Origin of the sequence: Fructobacillus papyriferae (genome assembly GCF_018437225.1) — a bacterium.
GTDB lineage: Bacteria > Bacillota > Bacilli > Lactobacillales > Lactobacillaceae > Fructobacillus > Fructobacillus papyriferae.
In genome coordinates, this window is the sequence record NZ_JAAMFI010000001.1 from 317,503 (window position 1) to 336,899 (window position 19,397).

Annotated in this window: 18 protein-coding genes; 3 read left to right on the top strand and 15 right to left on the bottom strand. The window is 46.8% G+C overall.

From position 1 onward, the window contains the following. Position 1: 1 nt before the first annotated feature. Positions 2–1,276: a tetratricopeptide repeat protein gene (locus tag G6R27_RS01575; RefSeq protein ID WP_213819334.1), complete on the bottom strand. Its 1,275-nt coding sequence runs from the start codon at positions 1,274–1,276 to the stop codon at positions 2–4. Between the two features lie 228 nt (positions 1,277–1,504). Here G6R27_RS01575 and G6R27_RS01580 point away from each other — a divergent pair, with 228 nt between their 5' ends. Next, positions 1,505–2,056 carry a helix-turn-helix domain-containing protein gene (locus tag G6R27_RS01580; RefSeq protein ID WP_213819335.1) on the top strand — a complete coding sequence of 184 codons (552 nt, stop codon included), beginning with the start codon at positions 1,505–1,507 and terminating at the stop codon, positions 2,054–2,056. A gap of 47 nt (positions 2,057–2,103) precedes the next feature. Here G6R27_RS01580 and topA read toward each other — a convergent pair whose 3' ends face one another. From topA to G6R27_RS01605, 5 genes are all read right to left on the bottom strand, one after another. Further along, positions 2,104–4,215, bottom strand: a complete 2,112-nt coding sequence (gene topA, locus G6R27_RS01585) for a type I DNA topoisomerase (protein WP_213819336.1) — start codon at positions 4,213–4,215, stop codon at positions 2,104–2,106. Between the two features lie 108 nt (positions 4,216–4,323). After that, positions 4,324–4,950, bottom strand: a complete 627-nt coding sequence (locus G6R27_RS01590; RefSeq protein WP_213819337.1) for a pyridoxamine 5'-phosphate oxidase family protein — start codon at positions 4,948–4,950, stop codon at positions 4,324–4,326. A gap of 45 nt (positions 4,951–4,995) precedes the next feature. Continuing rightward, positions 4,996–6,357 carry a cytosine permease gene (locus G6R27_RS01595; protein ID WP_213819338.1) on the bottom strand — a complete coding sequence of 454 codons (1,362 nt, stop codon included), beginning with the start codon at positions 6,355–6,357 and terminating at the stop codon, positions 4,996–4,998. A 154-nt stretch (positions 6,358–6,511) separates the two neighbouring features. Further along, positions 6,512–7,384 carry a DNA-processing protein DprA gene (gene dprA, locus G6R27_RS01600; RefSeq protein ID WP_213819339.1) on the bottom strand — a complete coding sequence of 291 codons (873 nt, stop codon included), beginning with the start codon at positions 7,382–7,384 and terminating at the stop codon, positions 6,512–6,514. 67 nt (positions 7,385–7,451) lie between these two features. After that, the gene (locus G6R27_RS01605; RefSeq protein ID WP_213819340.1) at positions 7,452–9,365 is read right to left on the bottom strand and encodes an ABC-F family ATP-binding cassette domain-containing protein; all 1,914 of its coding nucleotides are present in this window, start codon (positions 9,363–9,365) and stop codon (positions 7,452–7,454) included. A gap of 87 nt (positions 9,366–9,452) precedes the next feature. Between G6R27_RS01605 and G6R27_RS01610 the strand changes: the two genes are divergently transcribed. After that, complete coding sequence (locus G6R27_RS01610) at positions 9,453–10,301, top strand: N-acetylmuramoyl-L-alanine amidase (RefSeq protein WP_213819341.1); 849 nt, start codon at positions 9,453–9,455, stop codon at positions 10,299–10,301. A gap of 156 nt (positions 10,302–10,457) precedes the next feature. Here G6R27_RS01610 and G6R27_RS01615 read toward each other — a convergent pair whose 3' ends face one another. The 3 genes from G6R27_RS01615 to xerC all read right to left on the bottom strand — a co-directional run bounded on the left by G6R27_RS01615 (position 10,458) and on the right by xerC (position 13,283). Further along, positions 10,458–11,354 (bottom strand): type I 3-dehydroquinate dehydratase, encoded by an 897-nt coding sequence (locus G6R27_RS01615; RefSeq protein WP_213819342.1) that lies wholly within the window; start codon positions 11,352–11,354, stop codon positions 10,458–10,460. Between the two features lie 57 nt (positions 11,355–11,411). Beyond that, entirely contained in the window at positions 11,412–12,287 is an 876-nt protein-coding gene (locus G6R27_RS01620; protein WP_213819343.1) for an aldose 1-epimerase family protein, read from the bottom strand. Positions 12,288–12,362: 75 nt separating this feature from the next. After that, positions 12,363–13,283, bottom strand: coding sequence for a tyrosine recombinase XerC (gene xerC, locus G6R27_RS01625; RefSeq protein ID WP_213819344.1), 921 nt, complete (start codon positions 13,281–13,283; stop codon positions 12,363–12,365). Positions 13,284–13,414: 131 nt separating this feature from the next. On the opposite strand from xerC, the gene G6R27_RS01630 reads away from it, so the two are divergent. Next, on the top strand, positions 13,415–13,663 hold the full coding sequence (locus G6R27_RS01630; protein WP_213819345.1) for a hypothetical protein: 249 nt from the start codon (positions 13,415–13,417) through the stop codon (positions 13,661–13,663). Positions 13,664–13,761: 98 nt separating this feature from the next. On the opposite strand, the gene G6R27_RS01635 is transcribed toward G6R27_RS01630, so the two are convergent. The 6 genes from G6R27_RS01635 to G6R27_RS01660 all read right to left on the bottom strand — a co-directional run bounded on the left by G6R27_RS01635 (position 13,762) and on the right by G6R27_RS01660 (position 19,328). Beyond that, positions 13,762–15,105: a PFL family protein gene (locus G6R27_RS01635; protein ID WP_213819346.1), complete on the bottom strand. Its 1,344-nt coding sequence runs from the start codon at positions 15,103–15,105 to the stop codon at positions 13,762–13,764. A 24-nt stretch (positions 15,106–15,129) separates the two neighbouring features. Then, entirely contained in the window at positions 15,130–15,399 is a 270-nt protein-coding gene (locus G6R27_RS01640; RefSeq protein ID WP_213792839.1) for an ACT domain-containing protein, read from the bottom strand. 27 nt (positions 15,400–15,426) lie between these two features. Then, positions 15,427–15,870: a nucleoside 2-deoxyribosyltransferase gene (locus tag G6R27_RS01645; RefSeq protein ID WP_213819347.1), complete on the bottom strand. Its 444-nt coding sequence runs from the start codon at positions 15,868–15,870 to the stop codon at positions 15,427–15,429. 117 nt (positions 15,871–15,987) lie between these two features. After that, complete coding sequence (locus tag G6R27_RS01650) at positions 15,988–17,157, bottom strand: hydroxymethylglutaryl-CoA synthase (RefSeq protein ID WP_213819348.1); 1,170 nt, start codon at positions 17,155–17,157, stop codon at positions 15,988–15,990. A 54-nt stretch (positions 17,158–17,211) separates the two neighbouring features. Next, positions 17,212–18,837, bottom strand: a complete 1,626-nt coding sequence (locus G6R27_RS01655; protein WP_213819349.1) for an ABC-F family ATP-binding cassette domain-containing protein — start codon at positions 18,835–18,837, stop codon at positions 17,212–17,214. Between the two features lie 95 nt (positions 18,838–18,932). Then, a complete protein-coding gene (locus G6R27_RS01660; RefSeq protein ID WP_213819350.1) occupies positions 18,933–19,328 on the bottom strand; it encodes a hypothetical protein in 396 nt (131 codons plus the stop codon). Between the last annotated feature and the right edge of the window lie 69 nt (positions 19,329–19,397).

A 19,397-nucleotide genomic window follows, 5' to 3' on the forward strand; every position in this document is an offset into this window, starting at 1 on the left:
TTTATACGTCAAAAGCCTCTTCCAAATCAGCCAGTCGACTGGCCAAGTCCATATCATCTGGCACTAAGTCCACGACTTGTTGCAATGTCTCTTTTTCAAGCTTTTGCTGACCACGCTCATGATACCAATCCGCCAAATCGTGCAAGAAGTCCGGATCGGCCGGATAATCTTCTTTGGCCGCCTCAAAGTACTTTTTCGCCTGATCATCTTCGTCTTTTGCGTGGTAAGCCCGGGCTAGGTCCCAGTTGAATTTTGGATCAACCAAATCTTTTTCCAAAGCAGCTAAAATAACCTGGATCGTCTGATCGTAATCGTGCTTGGCCAAGTAAAAGTCGGCTAAAGCCGCAATCGTTGTCAAATCCTCATTATCCAAATCAAGCGCCTTTTTGTAGCACGACTCGGCCAAGGCATCGTCACCCTGTAAAAAGGCCAAATTAGCCGTCAAACGGTACAAGACAACGTTCGTCTGATCATATGACAAACCAGTTTGATAGGTTTGCAATGCGGCCTTTTGGTTCTGATCCTCTTCTTGTGCCCGGCCCAACAATGGATAGACTGACGTATAGTGTGGGTCCTGATCCAAAATATCTTCATAAAGCGAAATGGCTTGATCAATTTGCTTTTGCTCTTGATACAAAAATGCGAGTTGGAACTTGGTGTCGATCGTCATGTCAAGCGGCTTAATTTGCTCGAGATAAGCGATGGCGTTTTCGACGTTCCCAACCGCCGCATAAGCCGTTCCAATGCGAGCGGCTACGTCAACTTTGGCCATTCGACGCTCCCCCACCAACAACAAGTTTCGGTATAAGCCAATCGCTTTGTGATATTCTCCTGTCGAAAAATAAAACTCAGCTAAGGCAAAAGCAACAACGGGTTCTTCAGGTGCGATCTGCCGGGCCTTTTTTAAGGCATATTCCGCTGACTCCTGCAGACCTTCTTGCTGGTAAAGGTCCGCTTTGACGAGCAAGGATTGCAAATAAGCCGCTGACTCTTTGCTAATCTGAGCCAAGTATTCTTGCGCCTCTTCCAAGTGATCTTCTTCAATTGCCAATTCAGCTAAAGCGGACTTCAATTGGTCTTCTTCCGGATGCTTTTTTAGCAACTGCTTGTAGGCCCGCTTTGATTCATCCACAAAGCCCATGGCGTAAAGGTCTTCTGCCAAGGAGAAAAGCAAGTCATCCGAATCTTCTTTCAAAGCCAGCTCAAAGGCTTTTTTTGCCTGGTCAACCTGACCAAGCTGCAAGGCGCTCATCATTTCTTCTGCGTGATTGGTCATGGGTAACTCTTCCTCTTCTATTAAATAAAACGGTTAAATCTCTACCAACCATTATAGCTTGAAGGTGGCTCTTCATAAAGCCAAAATTGGAACAATTTCATTTCATAAGGTTCCCATAGCCATCTTTTTGTCCAAATTGCAGCGTCAATTCCCACGCATAGACCAATTCGTGCTAAAATGTTTTTTGTTCAGCTTTTTTAAAAAGGCTATTTTTTGAAAGGAGTCGTCATGTACTCGTTAACCAAAAAACGCTACCAAGCGATTAAAGAACAAGATCACAGCTACGACGGTAAGTTTATTTACGGCGTCATGGACGACCACCGGGTCTGCTGCCCATCTTGTGAACGCGAAAAAAATTGCGTCCCAGATGATGTTCGAATTTTCAAAACAAATGACGAGGCCTTGTTTGAGGGCTTCATTCCCTGTCCAGATTGCCAACCCTTTGGTCCTTTGTCTGAAAAAGCGGACTTAGTTTATCGAGTCAAGGTTTACCTAGCTGCGCATTACCAACAGCGGTTAACTTTGGAATCACTTTCAGCCGCCTTTGATTGTTCAACTGGTGTCTTGCATCGCGCCTTTATGACGCAAACGGATGAAAGTCCACAGGCGTATCTGATCCGCTTACGGATGTACCATGCCAAAAAGATGCTCTCACAGTCAGCCGATTCTGTGGCAGTGATTGGGTTAAAGGTGGGGATTCCTAACCTTTCTTACTTCAACACGGTCTTCAAGCAACAGACCGGCATGACCGCTGTTCAATACCGCAAACAAAATCGCTAATCAAAAAGCCGACTCACTTGAGCCGGCTTTTTTGATTGGTCAAGAACTTAGCTCTTGGCCTTTTTTGTTGCTTTCTTCGTGCTTTTTTTCTTATCCGCCTTGTCGTCTGAGGCTTCTTCCCCTGGCGCCTTTGGCTTTTCCCATGACACGAAGTCACAGTCTGGATAACGAGAACAGCCGTAGAACTTCCGACCACGTTTGGTCTTGCGTTCAACAACCTGGCCCTTATGGCACTTTGGACATTCGATACCAATTTCTTGGACGATAGCCTTGGTGTTGCGACAGTCCGGGAAGCGCGAGCAAGCATAAAACTTACCATAACGGCCCATCTTGATCACCATTGGCGCCCCACAGACCTCACAGTCCATGCCGGCTAGTTCATCGTGCATGGTGATTTTTTCAAGCGTCTCTTCAGCCGAAGCGACTTCCTTAGCAAATGGCTTGTAGAACTCGTCAACAACTGGCACCCACTTCTTGTCGCCCACTTCGATGTCATCCAAAGAATGTTCGACTTGGGCAGTGAACTTCGTGTCCGTGATGTCCGGGAACTTATCATCCACAATGTTTTGGACGATTTCACCCAATTCGGTTGGCACGAACTTACGAGCATCCACGCGCACGTAGTTACGGCGCTGAATCGTATCCAAGGTTGGCGCGTAAGTTGATGGACGCCCCACGCCGTTTTCTTCCAAAGCCTTGATCAAAGCGGCTTCGGAATACCGGGCTGGTGGCATCGTAAAGTGCTGTTCAGGATCGGTCTTGGACAAGTCCACCCGGTCACCTTCAGCCAAATCAGGCAAGAGATTGTCTTTTTCTTTCGCAGCCGGGTAAGCCTTGGTGAAGCCAGGGAACTTCGTTTTTGAACCATTAGCATGGAAGAGCACGCCATTTTGCTCAACCGTCACAGCCATCGTGTCCAAAATTTCTGGTGTCATCAAGGACGCCACAAAACGCGACCAAATCAAGGAATAGAGTTTAAATTGGTCGGGCGTTAACTTATCTTTGATCGAGGCCGGAGTCTTCGTGACATCAGTTGGTCGAATGGCTTCGTGGGCGTCTTGTGCCCCCTCTTGTGGCACACCGGCAACCGGCTTATGGCTGGAATATTCCTCTCCCCATTCATTATGAATAAATTGTGCGGCCGCATTTTTAGCCACGGCTGACAAACGAGTCGAGTCGGTACGCATGTAAGTGATCAGACCGACCTGACCAAGCCCACGGCCCAAATTAATTCCTTCATAGAGCTGCTGAGCCGTCATCATCGTCTTACGCGTTCGGAACTTCAACTGCGTGTTGGCCGTCTGTTGCATCGTTGAAGTCGTAAACGGTGGTTGTGGCTGGCGCTTTCGCTCCTTGGCCTTGACAGAAGAAACTTCAAATGGCTTCTTCGTGTCCAACTGTCCCATCACCCCTTGCACGGCTGCATTGTCAGGGAGCGGCTGCTTCTTACCATCAAAGCCATAGAAGTTCGCCTTGAACTTCGCCCGGCCCTTCTTAAATTCGGAATCAAGCGTCCAGTATTCTTCTGGCTGGAAAGCCTGAATTTCTTTTTCGCGCGCAATGATTAGGCCTAAGGCAACCGACTGAACGCGTCCAGCCGATAGACCACGCTTCACCGTCTTCCACAAGACAGGAGAGATCGAATACCCAACCAAACGGTCGATAATTCGTCGGGCCTGCTGCGCATCAACCAAGTCTTGGTTGATGGTTCGAGGTTCCTTAAAAGCGCTTTTGACCGTGTCTTTGGTAATTTCGTTGAAAACTACCCGGTTGGCCTTTTTTGGATCCAAGCCCAAAATATATTGCAAGTGCCAGGCAATGGCTTCACCTTCACGATCCGGATCGGATGCGAGGTAAACTTGCTTGGCATTCTTGGCGGCCTTCTTCAGGTCCTTGATAACGGGACCCTTTCCGCGAATGTTAATGTACTTTGGCTGGTAGTCTTGTTCAACATCGACGCCCAAGGTCGACTTTGGCAAATCACGAACGTGTCCGATGGAAGCCACAACCTGATAAGTGGAGCCAAGGTACTTTTCAATTGTCTTGGCCTTCGATGGTGACTCGACAATCACTAACTTCTTGTTCTTGGCCGAACGGGAAGTCGTCTTTTTTGTTGTTTTCTTACGAGTTGTCGTTTTGCTCGTCTTCTTTTCTGCCACGACAGGTCCTCACAGTTCTTATTAAAGCTTCTTATTGCTTACAGAATATCAAATGCCGAACAAAAGTACCAGTCCCTCCGCTAAAAGTCGAGCGAGAAAGCACCTTAATTACTTGGACCAGTCTGACAAAATCCGTGCGGGTCCCTTGGCCGATTCCATAACAATAGAAGAAAAGCGTAACTGAATCACGGTCAAATTACCAGCATTTTCGTTTAATTCAAGAATTTCTGGATTTTCGTGAATCAATTCGACGGCTTTTACTCCTTCAAAGGTGTTGGCCACCACTTGATTAGAATGCAGACGAAGGGTCGCTGGCCCAAACCAAGTCGTCAAAGCAACCCTTTCGTTTTCTTTGATGTCTTGAACCTTTTTCGTTTTCGGGTCTGAAACCAGGTACCAGACGTTTTCTTCTTGAAGAGAAGGCTTGAAAGCAATCAAAGTATTCGCTACTGCTCCATCGGCACCCTTTGTTGCCAAGCTCACCATATTCGGCAATTTCGACAAGGCTTCCTGTAATGGGCCGGCCTGTCCGTTACCTGATTTGGCGAACTTCTTTTTCTGCTTCAAGACGGTTAGAACCGTTAAAGGCAGCACCAAGATCAAGTAGCCAACAACCGTTACCAGTGCGATCTGCAAGAACAAGTTATGAATTTGCAAGGCGTTTAGTAAAAGAAATGACAACGTGACAGTAACGAAAAAAATGATAAATAATTGGATAAAACGTTTTGGATACATAAGAATCTCTCTTAACTAATTGTGAATTCGACAACAATAAGAACTTCAGAGTGATTTGCTGCTTTCAAGTTTCAAAAGACCGGCGTAGAGCATGCCGATGATAATCATGACGATAAAGGTTGCCCCGGTTGTCCGCTTCAAAACAGTCAAGGAAGACAAGAACAAATTGAGCAAAACACCAAGAACAAAGAGCACAATCACACCCCAGTTATAACCAGCTCGGTACCAAAAAGGCCCCTGCTTTGCCTCAAAATTGACTGGCACATAATCTTTTTTATTGAAGAAGAAGTAATCGACCACCATGATGGCAATGATGGGTCCAAGTAACATACCGATGTAGTTCAAGAAAGCCTCGAAGACGTCCAGGAAGTTCCCGTTAAGCAAGGGAATGAAGGTCAACAGCGTGGCGATGACAGTTGCGATCAAGAGCGAAGAACGCAAGGACAAGCGACTGTAGAGGTTGCTCAGAGCCGATCCGGCTGCCTGCAAGTTCACCGCATTGGACGTCATACTGGTCAAAACGATGACAACCATGGCCAAAGTCCCCATCCCCAACTCGTTTGCAATTGTACTTGGATCAGAATTATTGGGGTTGTAGGCCCCGGTCGTCAAAGCCAGGCTAATGGCCGTACTCAAGCCCATTGCCGCAAAGACAATAACACCTAAAAGCGCCCCCCAGAAAGAAGAAATCGTCGAGACAGTTTTTGATTGAGCAAAGCGTGAAAAGTCAGCCGACGAAGTCACCCAGGCCAAGTTAAAGGCGGCCAGGATGTCCAGAGCCGAACCAAAGGGCATCTGATCCTTTGCCGGTACGACCCAAGAATAAAGACGCGCAATGGAAACGTGCTTTAAGACGACCACCGATTCCCAAAAAACAAAGAGAATCACAAGCAAAATACCAATTCGTTCAATCAGCCGAACTGACTTTTGCCCCGAGATAATGCTTAGGAGATGCAGTACGCTCATCAATAAGATACCAACGACAAGTCCCTTTTCCCCTCCAACTTGACCGTAAGCAGGCCAGCCGAACAGACCGTGAAAAATAAAGGACAGCGAGGTGCCGGCAATAAAGGTGTTGACCGCCGTCCAACCCATAAACATGATGAAGTTGATCAAAGACGGAATGACACTCCCCCGAATGCCAAAGGTCGCCCGACTAAGTGTTGTCGTCGACAAGCCCGTTTCATAGCCCATCTGAGAGACCAAACTCAAAAACAAATAAGACAAAACGGACGCAAGTAACATGGCAAAAAGGCCGCCCATCAAACCACAAGCGGCGATGATGCCGCCAATGTACCAGGTGCCATTGTTGGCATTTGCCCCAAACCAGGTCGCAAAGAGGTCCCAATGCCCAAGGTTGCGCTCTTTTCCAGTCACTGGTTTTACTCGATAATGCTGATTCGTCATTGTATTCGCCCCCATCTTTTTTTAACCAAGCATTCCAGATGAAAAAAACCACTAATTGAAGCATCAGTGGCGCATCGAATCGCTTGGTCAACTGGGTTCATTCTAACAAAAAAAGAAGGGCGAAAAAGATACTGTAAATAAACGGTAATAATTTTTAAAGGTCGAAAAGCCCCTCGGTCAATAACCCTTCTAGCCCAGTAATTGCCTGAGCACCGGCCGCAATTAATTCATTCGTACCAGCCGATTCGATCGAAAAGATCGAGCCTGGAATTGCTAGAACGCTTCGATTTTCTTGTAAAGCCAAGTTGGCTGTAATCAAGGAACCTGAACGCTTTTTTGCTTCGACAACCAATGTCGCTTGACAAAGACCGGCAATGATTCGATTTCTTTCTGGGAAGTGCCCCCGTTGTGGCCCTGAGCCGGGCGGGTATTCCGAAAGTAACAATCCTTGCTCGCCCACTAATCGTTGGAGCTTTCGATTCTTTAACGGATAAAAAACATCAAGGCCCGTCCCAATGACCGCAATCGGAACCCCTCCGGCAGAAAAAGTCGTCTGGTGGGCCATGACATCAATCCCTTTGGCCAGGCCAGAAACGATGCCAACACCATGCTGAACAACTTCCGGCAGCAGACTTCGGATGACTTCTTGTCCATAGCTGGTGGCCGTCCTTGTGCCGACAACAGCAAGCAATGGCAGGCGCAATGCTCTTAGGTCCCCTTGATAAAATAAAATGAGTGGCGGCTGATAAATTTCCCTTAATAATTGGGGGTACTCAGAATCAAAAAAACTCAGATAAGCCCCATCAAAGGTAGCGACTTGTTGAAGCGCTTGTTGATAGGAAGCAGCGATAGTTGAAAAACCCTTTTGACTCCTATCAAAGCGGATAATCAGGGCAAGCTCTGTGAGTGTCCAAGGATAAACGACCGGGGCTCGCCCCTCGCTTATCGCCTTTATAATGAAACTTTCTCGTGCCAAGCCAATCCCTTTAGTTAGATGGATGGCCAATAAAAATTCTTTTTGTTTCATGTCCATTTGCCTCCGTCACTTAATGACACGAATGGCAAGTAAAAAAATCATAAAAAAAGGCCAGTCTTTATGACTGTCCTTCCACAATTTCTGAAAGTTCTTCCCAACGAGTCATCTTCTCGTCCAAAAGGCCTTCCTTTTCTTCTAATTCTTTTTGGATGCTGACAACTTTTTCATAGTCCGAACCGTTTTCAGCCATCGCCTCGTTGAGCTCATCAACGGCGGCTTCCAAAGCGGCAATATCGTCTTCGATTGTTGCCCATTCTTGCTTTTCTTTGTAAGTAAGCTTACGCGACTTTGGCTTTTCTACAAACTTTTCACTTTTTTCTTTCTTGTGATCAGAAGCTGTTGGCGCCTTTTCTTTAGCGTCCCTATCCTTTGGCAACACCACTTCGTCTAGATAGTTTGAAAAAGCGCCATTATAGCGATCGACGATGCCGTCTCCTTCCAGATAATAGCCATAATCAGCCACGGAGTCTAGGAAGTAACGATCGTGGGAAACCGTGACAACGGTTCCAGAGAAGCGGTCCAAGAAATTCTCCAAGACGGTCAACGTCCCGATATCCAAGTCGTTAGTCGGCTCATCGAGCAGCAAGACGTTTGGTGCCTGCATCAAAATCTTTAACAGGTACAACCGGCGCTTTTCACCACCGGACAACTTGCGAACCAGCGTCCCATGCATGAAGGACGGAAAAAGGAACTGCTCAAGCAAGTCTTTTGCCGAAAGCTCATGCCCATTTTCATCCTTAATGGTCGAAGCGACATCCGTCAAGTACTCGATCACCCGCTTATCATCTGGAATCGCTTCCGTCACCTGGGTGTAGTAACCCAACTTGACTGTTTGCCCAACCTCAAAGACGCCATCCGTCAATGGCAGACGACCGGCCAAAACGTTTAACAAAGAGGACTTTCCGACGCCGTTTGGTCCGGTAATGCCGATACGGTCGCGCTGACCGAGCAAAAGCGACAGATCCTTAAAGATCAACTTGTCGCCGAAGGCCAAGGTCGCGTTTTCCAACTTCATAACCTTTTTACCCAAGCGGGATTGCCCCAAAGACAACTCGATATCCTCGTCTTGTTTGACTTGACCCATCGATTCTTCCAACTTAGCAAAGGCCTTCTCACGGCCCTTTTGTTTGGTTGTCCGAGCACGAGCCGACTTGTTCATCCAAATCTTTTCCTGCTCGTACTTCTTTTCCCGTTTGTGTTCGGCCAAGGCCTCGTCTTCTTGACGCTGCTCCTTACCTTCCAAGTAGTCCTGGTAGTTCCCCTCGTACTCGTAAAGCTTTCCAAAGGAGAGCTCAAAGATGCGGTTGGTCACCCGATCCAAGAAATAACGATCGTGGGTCACCGTTAGCAAGGCGCCCTTGTATTTGGCCAGGTACTGCTCCAACCAGGCGATGGAATCAAAGTCCAAGTGGTTGGTTGGCTCGTCTAGAATCAGCAAGTCCGGCTCTTCGATCAGAACCTGGGCCATGCCGACACGCTTCTTTTGCCCACCGGACAGTGTGGCCACTTCGGCCTTCATATCCGTCAGGTGCAGTTGCGTCAGGATCGTCTTGATCTGCGACTCAATCGTCCAGGCGTCGTCTTGATCCATTGCCGCTTGGGCCTTTTCAAAACGGTCGGCCGCCTTTGGATCTTCCGGATGCAAAGAAAAGAAGTCCAAGGCTTCTTGGTATGCGCGAACCGTCTTGAAGACCGGCTGGTCACCCGCATAGACGGCATCTAAAACGGTCAGGTGGCCGTCTAAATCAGGCTCTTGTTCCAAATAGCCAATGCGAAAATCGTTTTGCGTGGTGATCGTCCCTTTGTCAGCGGGATGCTTACCGGACAAGGCGTTTAAAAGCGTCGTCTTGCCAGAACCGTTGACACCGACCAACCCGACGCGGTCGCCGGATGAGATCAGGAAGGATAAGTCATCAAAAAGCGTTTTTTCGCCATAGACGGAGGTTAAATTTTCAACTCGAAACTGTTTCATGTTTTCTATTATACTGAAAATGACCAGCTTTTGTCGTCTGTCGTGGTAAACTATTTAAGAAAGTTTGGAAAAGAAAACGGGACGTTCATGATAAATTGGATTCAAAAAAATAAAATTGGTCTGTCAGCCCTTTGTTTAATCGTCTTGACGACGTTTTTACTCGTACTGTCACTTTCGGCACAAAATCAACTGACAACCCGCCCGGATGATGTTTTGCTACGTCAAGCACCGAGTCGGACAGCAAAACAAATTCAATCACTGAAGTCCGGCACAAAGCTTACGGTTTTAAAGCGGCAAAACGGCTGGTGGTACGTGAAAGATGCAAAGGATAATCAAGAGGGCTGGGTCGCTTCTTGGGTAGCTAACAACACTTTCTTAAAAAAGCCAACGCCACTCTCAGAAGCTACGATTGTTCTTGATCCTGGCCATGGCGGCAGCGATACAGGGGCCATGTCTTATAAAAATAAGAACTATGAAAAGACCTATACCCTAGAGACCGCCCGAGCTACTAAAAAAGAGCTCGAAAAAACAGGGGCACGAGTTTTAATGACTAGAGATTCTGATGTGGTCGTCCCCCTTCTCTACATTCCTCGAACGGCTGAAAAGTACCGAGCTGATGCACAAATCTCCTTTCACTTTGATGCTTCTGGTTCTCATAACTCCGCTTCTGGCATTTCCCAGTACTACTACAATGACAATTCCTTGGATTTGGTTCAAACCTTGTCCCAATCGCTGAACAACCTTCCTTTGCAAAACCGCGGTTTTGAGTCCATTCCTTACCTGGTCATTAAAGACGTTACCCGACCGGCCGTCTTGCTGGAGCTTGGTTTCATCGATTCCGACAAGGACCTCTCCTACATCAAGTCAGCGGCTTACCAGAAAAAGGCCGCAACGGATATTAAAAACGGGCTACTAGACTATATCAAAACCCATTAACCACCAAAGAAAAAGGGCCAGCAGAATGACAACTCTGCTGGCCTTTTTGTTTAAAGATATAAAAAAACGACACCCTTAAGGGTGCCGGGTAGGTAGATAGATACTACCCAGTTGGTCAAGAACTAGTATAACACAATTTCTTGTTTCTTGTCCGACTTATTGCCAGCCAAGTGAGCGAACGGTTGATTGAATCAAAGGGGTTTTATCCTGCTCTGATAAAGCCAAGGTCACCAAAGCGGAGGGAAGAACGAGCCAGGCCTCCAATTGGTCCTTCGATAAGTCTTTTGTAATCGTCAAAATAGGCAGCACTTTATTCGTGTACTTATCTGCTAACGATTGCAACATCAGCTCTACATCAGAAACCTCAACCGCTGATAAGGAGTTGCCTGAACATTCTAAATTCACGAAATCAGCGCCAAATACCGCTGCCTTTTCGAAAGCTTTAGACAATGACTCCTTAGTCAATTCAGCTAAAGCGACCGTTAAAATAACCGGAACCCCCGCTTCATTGGCAGCATCGCGAACCTTTTCCTGCAAGTTCTCATCCAATTGACTTGGCACATAAACACCGGAAAAAGCATCTCCAGCAACTTTCAAGGCAGATGTCAAAAAGAACGCTTGATCAGCTGGCCCCATTTCGCCTCTTCCGCCTTCCTCTTTGTTTTGGTAGGACAAGAAAAGATAGCGCTCTCCAGCTGTTTGACGGGCGTTTTGAACCAATTCCTGAACGATTTGCTGCTGAATGCTTGGCCAATTGGCCAAGAACTCTTGGTAGGCCTGCTCCAGTTCAGCCTTCATCGAGGCTTTCTTCATGGAAGACATATCACCATCATCTACCGTTTTGGCCCCGCCTTGCTTCACCTGGTCCCAGATCACTTCCTTGGAGAAGTCGTCTGCAATGGCGTCTGCTTGCCAGATGACCGCATCCGGGTTTTCTTCGTTCAAGCGGTTCACAAATGGCGTCAATTTATCATTTGGCCCAAGCGCCATCGGTACGGCTAAAACAGCTTGGTTAATGCGTTGTTTCTCTTTTGCTACTGTTAAAAAATTCATGATGATCACATAAAAGGCCAGTTGCATGACAACTGGCTTTTTCCTTTGATTGTTTGATTAGAAGAAGTTCATCGCGTATGTTCCATTGAACGTATCACCAGCAGCGAGCACGTTATTACCGAACTTTTCCTTGAAATTTCCGGTCGCATCAACTGTATCGGCGATCCCCCACCATGGTTCAATGGCAATGAACGGCGCATCCTTACCGGCCGGCGTCCAGATACCTAAGTACTGCGCGTTATCCACAGTCATTTCCATCCCGTGCTGGTTGGCCAAACGAGCCAAGAGGAAGGTCGTTTTTTGACGATCCAACTTCAAAATAATGGCATCATCATGGTAGTCTTCTTGGCGCAGTCGAAGCGGAATATCTGCGTTAAAAGGCGATGGCATGTTGGGGTTTGAATAAGGACCAACTAAGCGAATCCGATCATAAACTTTTTCGGGTTTCACGGACAGGTAGTAATCCGAGAACTTTCCACCGTCAAGCGGTAAATTAAAGGCCGGGTGGCCGCCGACTGAAAAGAAGAGCGACTGTTGCTTATCGGGGTTATGCACCTCATAGTCCACAAAAAGCTCCGTTCCCTTCAATTGGAAAATGACGTCAAATTGAAAAGCGAAAGGATAAACACGATGCGTGGCTTCGGAATCAGACAAAGAAAAACGCGCGTAATCCGTGTCTTGCTTGACGATTTCAAAATCCATGTTGCGGGCAAAGCCATGTTGGTTCATATAATAGGTCTGCCCAGCCAATTCATACTGGTCTCCTTGCAAACGGCCAATGATTGGGAAAAGATTTGGCGCGTGTCGGCCCCAATACATTGGATCCCCGTACCAAATATATTCCAGTTCAGCAGATTTGTTCCAAACAGACACTAGTTCAGCACCATGTTGATTAATTTTTACAATGAGTTGGTCATTTTCTAAGGTTATCATAGCTTTATTTTACTACCTCACTGACATTCTGACAATAGCTAAAAACGCCTTTAAAAGGCAATTGAAAGCGGTTACTCATTTTTTCTTTTTAGCGCGCGGAAAGTAGTTTTGATAAGACGACTGCAGCATCGCTTTTGAAACGTGCGTATAGATCTGAGTCGTTGATAAATTCGCATGCCCCAACAACTCTTGAACCGTTCGCATGTCTGCTCCTCGATTCAACAAAGCTGTGGCAAAAGTATGCCGGAGCATGTGGGGATGGATTCTGGCTGTCAAAGAGGTCTTATCCATCAGTTGTTGTAAAATATAGGTCACGCCTGCAGAGGTCAAAGGACCGCCGTGGCTGTTCAAAAAAAGATGGTCGCTAGGTTCAGATGAGCGATCTTTTGAAGCTAATTCGGCTCGCTCATTTTCAAGATAATCGACTAAAGCCTTCTTGGCATATGAGCCAAAAGGTACATAGCGATCTTTATTTCCCTTTCCGTGAACAAGGACAAGTTGGTTGTCTAAGTCGACTTGGCCGGTCCTTAAAGACGAGAGTTCCGATACACGAACGCCCGTTGCAAAAAGAAACTCAAGTAGCGCCGCATCACGCCGATAAAGGGGATGCTTTTCCTTTTCATAAGCTACTTTGAAAAGTTCTTGTAACTCGTTATCATACAAGAATTCTGGCAAATGCGCTTGGTGCTTTCGCAAGGCAATGCCTTCAAACGGATTGTCTTTGGCCAAATCTTCTTTGACTAAATAAGCGTAAAAATTTTTTAAACTCGATACTTTTCTTGCAATCGTCGTTCGCGCCAAGAAAGCTTCGTAAAGGCTGGCTAAATAGACGCGAACATCCAGAGGTTGAACTGCTTGAAAGGTCGTAAAGCCGCCATTCTCGCGTAAGTAAGTGACAAAGGCCGCAATGTCTTTTTCGTAGGCCTGAATGGTCAAATTCGAATACCCGCGTTCAGCTTTCAAATAAGATTGGTATTGTTCGGCTAACTTTTCCATAGTTCCATTATACGCTAAAAAGCATTTCTTAAGAAGAAGTAAAGACCCTTACGATTCGGCAAAAGGCCTGTCTTAAACCAATCAGCCATTGTATAGTAGACACAGTTATAAATGTGCTAGGAGGCAAAATCATGAACTTACCAATCAATTCAAATACCGATTACCTGCGCCACAACCTTGAGATGAAGCGGGTTAAGTTTTCTGCCTTCTTCCTCCGTTTCCGCGATAATATTTTGAACAATCGCGATAAGCGTGTCGCCTTGGAAGAAGGTCGTCACTACGAAGCACAACACCATCAAGCAGATGATCTGCTAACAAAACGCGTGATGGTTGAAAATGACCGTTACGATTATGGTGCCCGTTCCTTGCGACGTCACTAAAATAAATGAAAAGCCCTTTCCGGGGCTTTTTTATGTTCTTTTTAGCTAAAAAATGAAATGTTTGCTACTACCACATTTTCCGTCTTTTTATTTGCTTTTTAGTTCTTAAACGAGTGAATTGGTGCCGGCACGTGGCCACCACGGTTGATGAAGTCTGCTGAAGACTTGTCGACCACTGGCATCACCGGCGCCGTTCCAAGGAGGCCACCATAATCCACCATGTCTCCCACCTTCGTACCGTTCGTTGGTAGGATACGAACGGCCGTCGTCTTGTTGTTTTGAATACCGATAGCGGCTTCGTCAGCGATCATGGCGGAAATGGTCGTTGCTGGCGTTTCACCAGGGATGGCAATCATGTCCAAACCTACGGAACAAACCGACGTCATGGCTTCCAACTTAGCAAGTGAAAGCGTGCCGGCCTTGACTGCATCAATCATCCCAGCGTCTTCAGAAACAGGGATGAAGGCACCAGACAAACCGCCGACACCCTGAGCAGCCATCACACCGCCCTTCTTAACGGCATCGTTTAGAAGCATCAGAGCAGCGGTTGTCCCGTGGGTTCCGACCTGTTCCAAACCAATGGCTTCGAGCACTTCGGCAACGGAGTCACCGCGAGCAGGCGCTGGTGCCAAAGAAAGGTCGACAATCCCAAATTCGACACCCAGACGCTCGGCTGCGATGGAACCAACCAACTGGCCGACACGGGTAATCTTGAAGGCGGTCTTCTTGATCGTTTCCGAAACAGTCGTAATCGACTCCCCCTTCACCTTATCCAGGGCACGCTTGACCACACCAGGACCAGAAACCCCGACGTTAATGACAACGTCCGGTTCCGTTACCCCGTGAAAGGCACCGGCCATGAAAGGGTTGTCTTCAACGGCGTTCGCAAAGATCACCATCTTAGCATTGGCTGTGTCGGACAAGTCAGTAATTTGCTTGACCGTCTCCCCCATCAGCTTGACGGCATCCAGGTTCATCCCCGCCTTTGAGGAACCGATGTTGACCGATGACATCACCAAGTCCGTTTCGGTCAAGGCCCGTGGCAGTGACTTAATCAAGGCCAAGTCACCGTGTGAAAAGCCCTTTTGAACCAGCGCCGAATAGCCACCAACATAGTCGACACCGACTTCTTTGGCTGCATCGTCTAAAGCATGGGCCAGAACCAGGATTTCTTCTTCATCAGCCGAACCAGCCACCAGCGAAATTGGCGTGACCGAGATTCGTTTGTTGGTGATCGGCACCCCGTATTCGCGTTCGATTTGCTCAGCGACTTTGACAAGGTCCTTGGCATAGGTCGTAATCTTTTGGTAGATGTTTTTGGCGGTTTCCTGCACGTTACCACCGACCGTGTCCAAAAGCGAAATGCCCATTGTCACCGTACGGATGTCGAAGTTATCCTCTTCGACCATCTTGATTGTTTCTTCAATCTGCGTTGTTTCCATTCGTCTATCCTTTGTTCTCGGTCCTTACACGTGGGCCATCGTATCGAAGATTTCTTCCCGTTGCACGTGGACGGAAACGCCCATGGCTGCGCCCTTTTCCTTCAATGCGGCGTGGATTTCGTTAAAAGAGTCTTCCCCCTTGATGGCAACCAACATTGACATGGTAAAAGTTGACGACATAATCGTCTGTGACAAGTCCAAAATGTTGACTTCGTGTGCGGCTAATTCCGTTGCAATTCCTGCAACAATCCCGGTCTTATCTTGTCCAACTACGGTAACAACTGCTTTCATGATTTCTCCTATTCGAATGTTTCGCTTTATTTAGATGACTGAACCGTCGTATGGCTTTTCAGGCATTTGGTCAAAGTCGTAATCCAAAACGTCTTCGACCTTGTGTAAGTATGCCGTCAACGACTTAGCTAACATCAAGTTCAACACTTCATTGTCTTCTTTGATCGTCACGACCGGAATTTGCTTTAAATAGGCATAGCCTAATTCCCAGGCCGTTCCGGAATCCGTATCGGCCCCGTCAAAGTCCGACAGCGCCACAATCACATCGGCCTCGTCAATGGCTTTTACGTCCGATGCAAAAGTCACCTTTTGCCATTCCGGTGTAAACATTTCGTATTCTTCGTGTTGGTGCTTACGTGGCGAGAAAACATCACCAATTTGTGGGTGATCAGCCAACGCTTTTTCCAAACGTTCCACCTGTTCGATCTGCGTTTTTGAGAAAAAAGGTCCTGCTAAATAAACTCGTTTTTTCATGATAAACTCCTTCGTTTTGTCTTGAAACTAGTTTAACAAAAAAGAATGTCTTCGCGATGACTTTGTTAACAAATGCAGACATAAAAAGACCCTCGCTTGATTGCGAAGGTCTTTTTATTATTTTGCGATTCGATACTTTCGATAGCGGTCTTGCCAACCGATAAATTGGCAAAGTCTTGTGTGTTCCGGTGCGTCTGTCTTTTCTTCATTTTTCGAGTCGAAGTGTTGACTTAAGAAAACTGCTTCATATTCGGCCATGGACAGTTTCTGTCGTTGATCCAGCATGGACTGAATCCGATTCTTAGCCACTTGTTCTTGGAAGCCCGCTGACAAAGTCAAGGAGAAAAGCTCAGCCTCGGCGCCGGAACCAAAGGAGAAGAGTCCGATTCGGTCTCCTGCCGAAAGAGAGTCGGAGCGATCCAGCAAAGACAAAAGAGACAAATATAGCGATCCCGTATACAAATTCCCAACGTGACGGTTGTAGAACTGAGCTTCTGCTAGATGCTCACGTAAGGCTTCCTGTTGGTCATTAGACACCTCAGGCAAAATCTGATCCAATGCTTTTTTGGCCATCTTAGTATAGGGCATGTGAAATCCCCAAGCCGCAATGTCATCCAGAGACAGCGTATTTTCTTGCTTGTAACGTCCCCAAAGCGCTAAGAACATTTCCTTATAAACATCGGTTGATTGATGGCCATCCACCAGAGCAATGTCCGAATCCAAAGGCCGCCAGAAGTCTGGCTCGTCTTTAACCATATAGACCGTATCATCGTTGATGACTGCCACTTTTGGATCAGCTGAAATGAGCATGGCAACCGCACCGGCTCCCTGTGTCACTTCACCTGGTGTATTCAACCCATAGCGGGCCACGTCTGAGGCAATGACCAGCACTTTCTTATCTGGATGAATCCGGACAAAATCCTTAGCCTGCATCAAAGCCAAGGTACCAGCATAGCAGGCTTGCTTTAGCTCGATCGCACGAATCCCGTCTTTTAAGCCCAGAAAATTTTTAGCAAAAATGGCCCCGGATTTAGAATTGTCGACCCCAGACTCTGTTGCAAAGAGCAACATCTCGATACTTTTTCGATCAATTTGCTCAATAAAATTCTTCGCTGCGTTGACGCCCATCGTCACCACATCTTCGTAATTAGGCACAACCGACTGTGTCGTTTGGCCAATTCCAATGGTGTATTTGTCAGGCTCCTCGCCTCGTGCATTGGCCAAATCAACCATGTCTAAGGAAAATTTCGGCGTATAAAAGGCAATTTCTTCAATTCCTACAGGCATCTTTTGCTCCTTTTTTGTATGCAAAAAAGCGCTCGAAAGCGCCCTGTTCACTCTTTAGTCATACAGTGCCTTGACCTTTTGTTGGATGGATTCAGATGAAATAAATTCGTCATAAGTCGTATCCAAACGGTCAACCACACCCTTGTTGGAAACTTCCACAATGTGGTTAGCCGTCGTTTCCAGGAATTCGTGATCGTGGGAAGTCATCAAAACTGATCCCTTAAAGGCCGTCACCGCTTCGTTTAGCGACTGAATTGACTCCAAGTCCAAGTGATTGGTTGGATCATCTAATAACAAGACATTGGCTTTTAGCAGCATCATCTTAGCCAAGACGATCCGAACCTTTTCACCACCGGACAAGACATTGATTTCCTTCAACGCATCGTCGCCCTTAAAGAGCATTTGGCCAAGCATGCCACGCAATGACGTGTTATCCTTTTGCTCTTCTTCGGCAAAGTCGCGCAACCAATCCAAGATAACCGCATTTTGATCATCAAAGTTGTCGTTTAAATCCTTAGCCAGGTATGACTGTGACGTCGTCACACCCCAGGTAACTGAACCAGTGTCTGGTTCCATAGTACCAGCCAAGATTTGCATCAAGGTTGTGGTAGCCAAATCCGAACGAGACAGAATCGCAATCTTGTCACCAGGACGCCCGGTAAAGGTAATGTTATCCAAAACCTTTTCGCCGTCAATTGACTTGGAAATGCCTTCAACCTTGACTAGATCGTTTCCCATTTCACGATTGATCGGGAAAGAAATGTAAGGGTACTTACGTGATGAAGGCTTGATGTCATCCAAAGTGATCTTGTCTAACTGCTTCTTACGAGCCGTGGCTTGCTTGGACTTGGACGCATTGGCAGAAAAGCGGGCCACGAATTCTTGCAGCTGCTTGATCTGCTCTTCCTTTTTAGCGTTTGCCTGTGAGGCCAGTCGTTGGGCCAGTTCAGCAGATTCGCGCCAGAAGTCGTAGTTACCAACAAATGGCGTAATCTTTCCGTAGTCGACATCCAAGATGTTGGTTGACACCACGTTCAAGAAGTGACGGTCGTGGGAAACCACAATGACCAAGTTTTCGAAATCGGCCAAGAAGTCTTCCAACCAAGAAATCGTCTGCACATCCAATCCGTTGGTGGGCTCATCCAAAACCAAGATGTCTGGATTACCAAACAAGGCTTGGGCCAAAAGTACCTTGACCTTGTCGTTTTCTGTCAATTCACCCATCATCGTATAGTGCATCGATTCATCAATGCCAAGCTTCGTCAGCAATTGCGCCGCTTCGGCTTCGGCGTTCCAGCCATCGAGCTCTTCGAATTCAGCTGACAAATCCCCAACGCGGACCCCGTCTTCGTCAGAGAAGTCAGGCTTAGCATAAATGGCGTCCATCTCCGTCTTCACTTCGTAAAGCCGCTTGTGGCCTTGGATCACCGTATCCATTACCGTGAATTCATCGTAGGCAAAGTGGTCTTGCTCCAAGGAAGACATCCGTGCCCCTTGGCTAATGTTAATTTGTCCCTCTGTTGGTTCTAACTTACCTTGCAAAAGCTTCAAAAAAGTTGATTTACCGGCTCCGTTGGCGCCAATAATGCCATAAGTGTGCCCGGGAACGAGCTTTAAGTTAACATCCTGGTAGAGTTTTTTACCAGAAAATGAAAAAGTCATATCTGAAACAGTAATCACGGTGTTGCCCTCCGTTTCCATAAAATGCGAGATTTACCTTATAACAGTCTAACAGAAAAGCGCCCTTTTATGGGCGCTTTTTCATGATTGATGTCTTAGACATCTTGATAACCACCATCAATGGGCAGTTCGTTTTCTTCTGGTTCGATTCGACCAGCTGCAAAGTAAGTAAACAGCGTGAGAACCAGATACAAAAAGGCTAAGTAGTAGCCATAGCTTTCATTAACCAAGCTAAAGAGCCAGTTCGATAGAACGGCAAAGGAAAGCGCTTGGCCAAATACCCAATAAAAGCGTACACCCATTTGTCGAATGGCCCAGCCAAAAGCTAAGGCGAAGCCACCGTTGATGAAGAAGTAGACTAAAACAACTTTGGTTAAGGTCGACCAATCGAGCAAAGAAGCCAAATAAGGTAGAATCAGTGTCACCACAAAGAGCGTGATCAACCACTTATTGAGCCTTTTTGACCATTGATTTTTCATTGCTTGCAACATGTGCTTCACCGTTTTCCATCGTTTATTGTTCACTTTTTATTATAAAAGTTTTCAGGAGCTTGAGCAAGC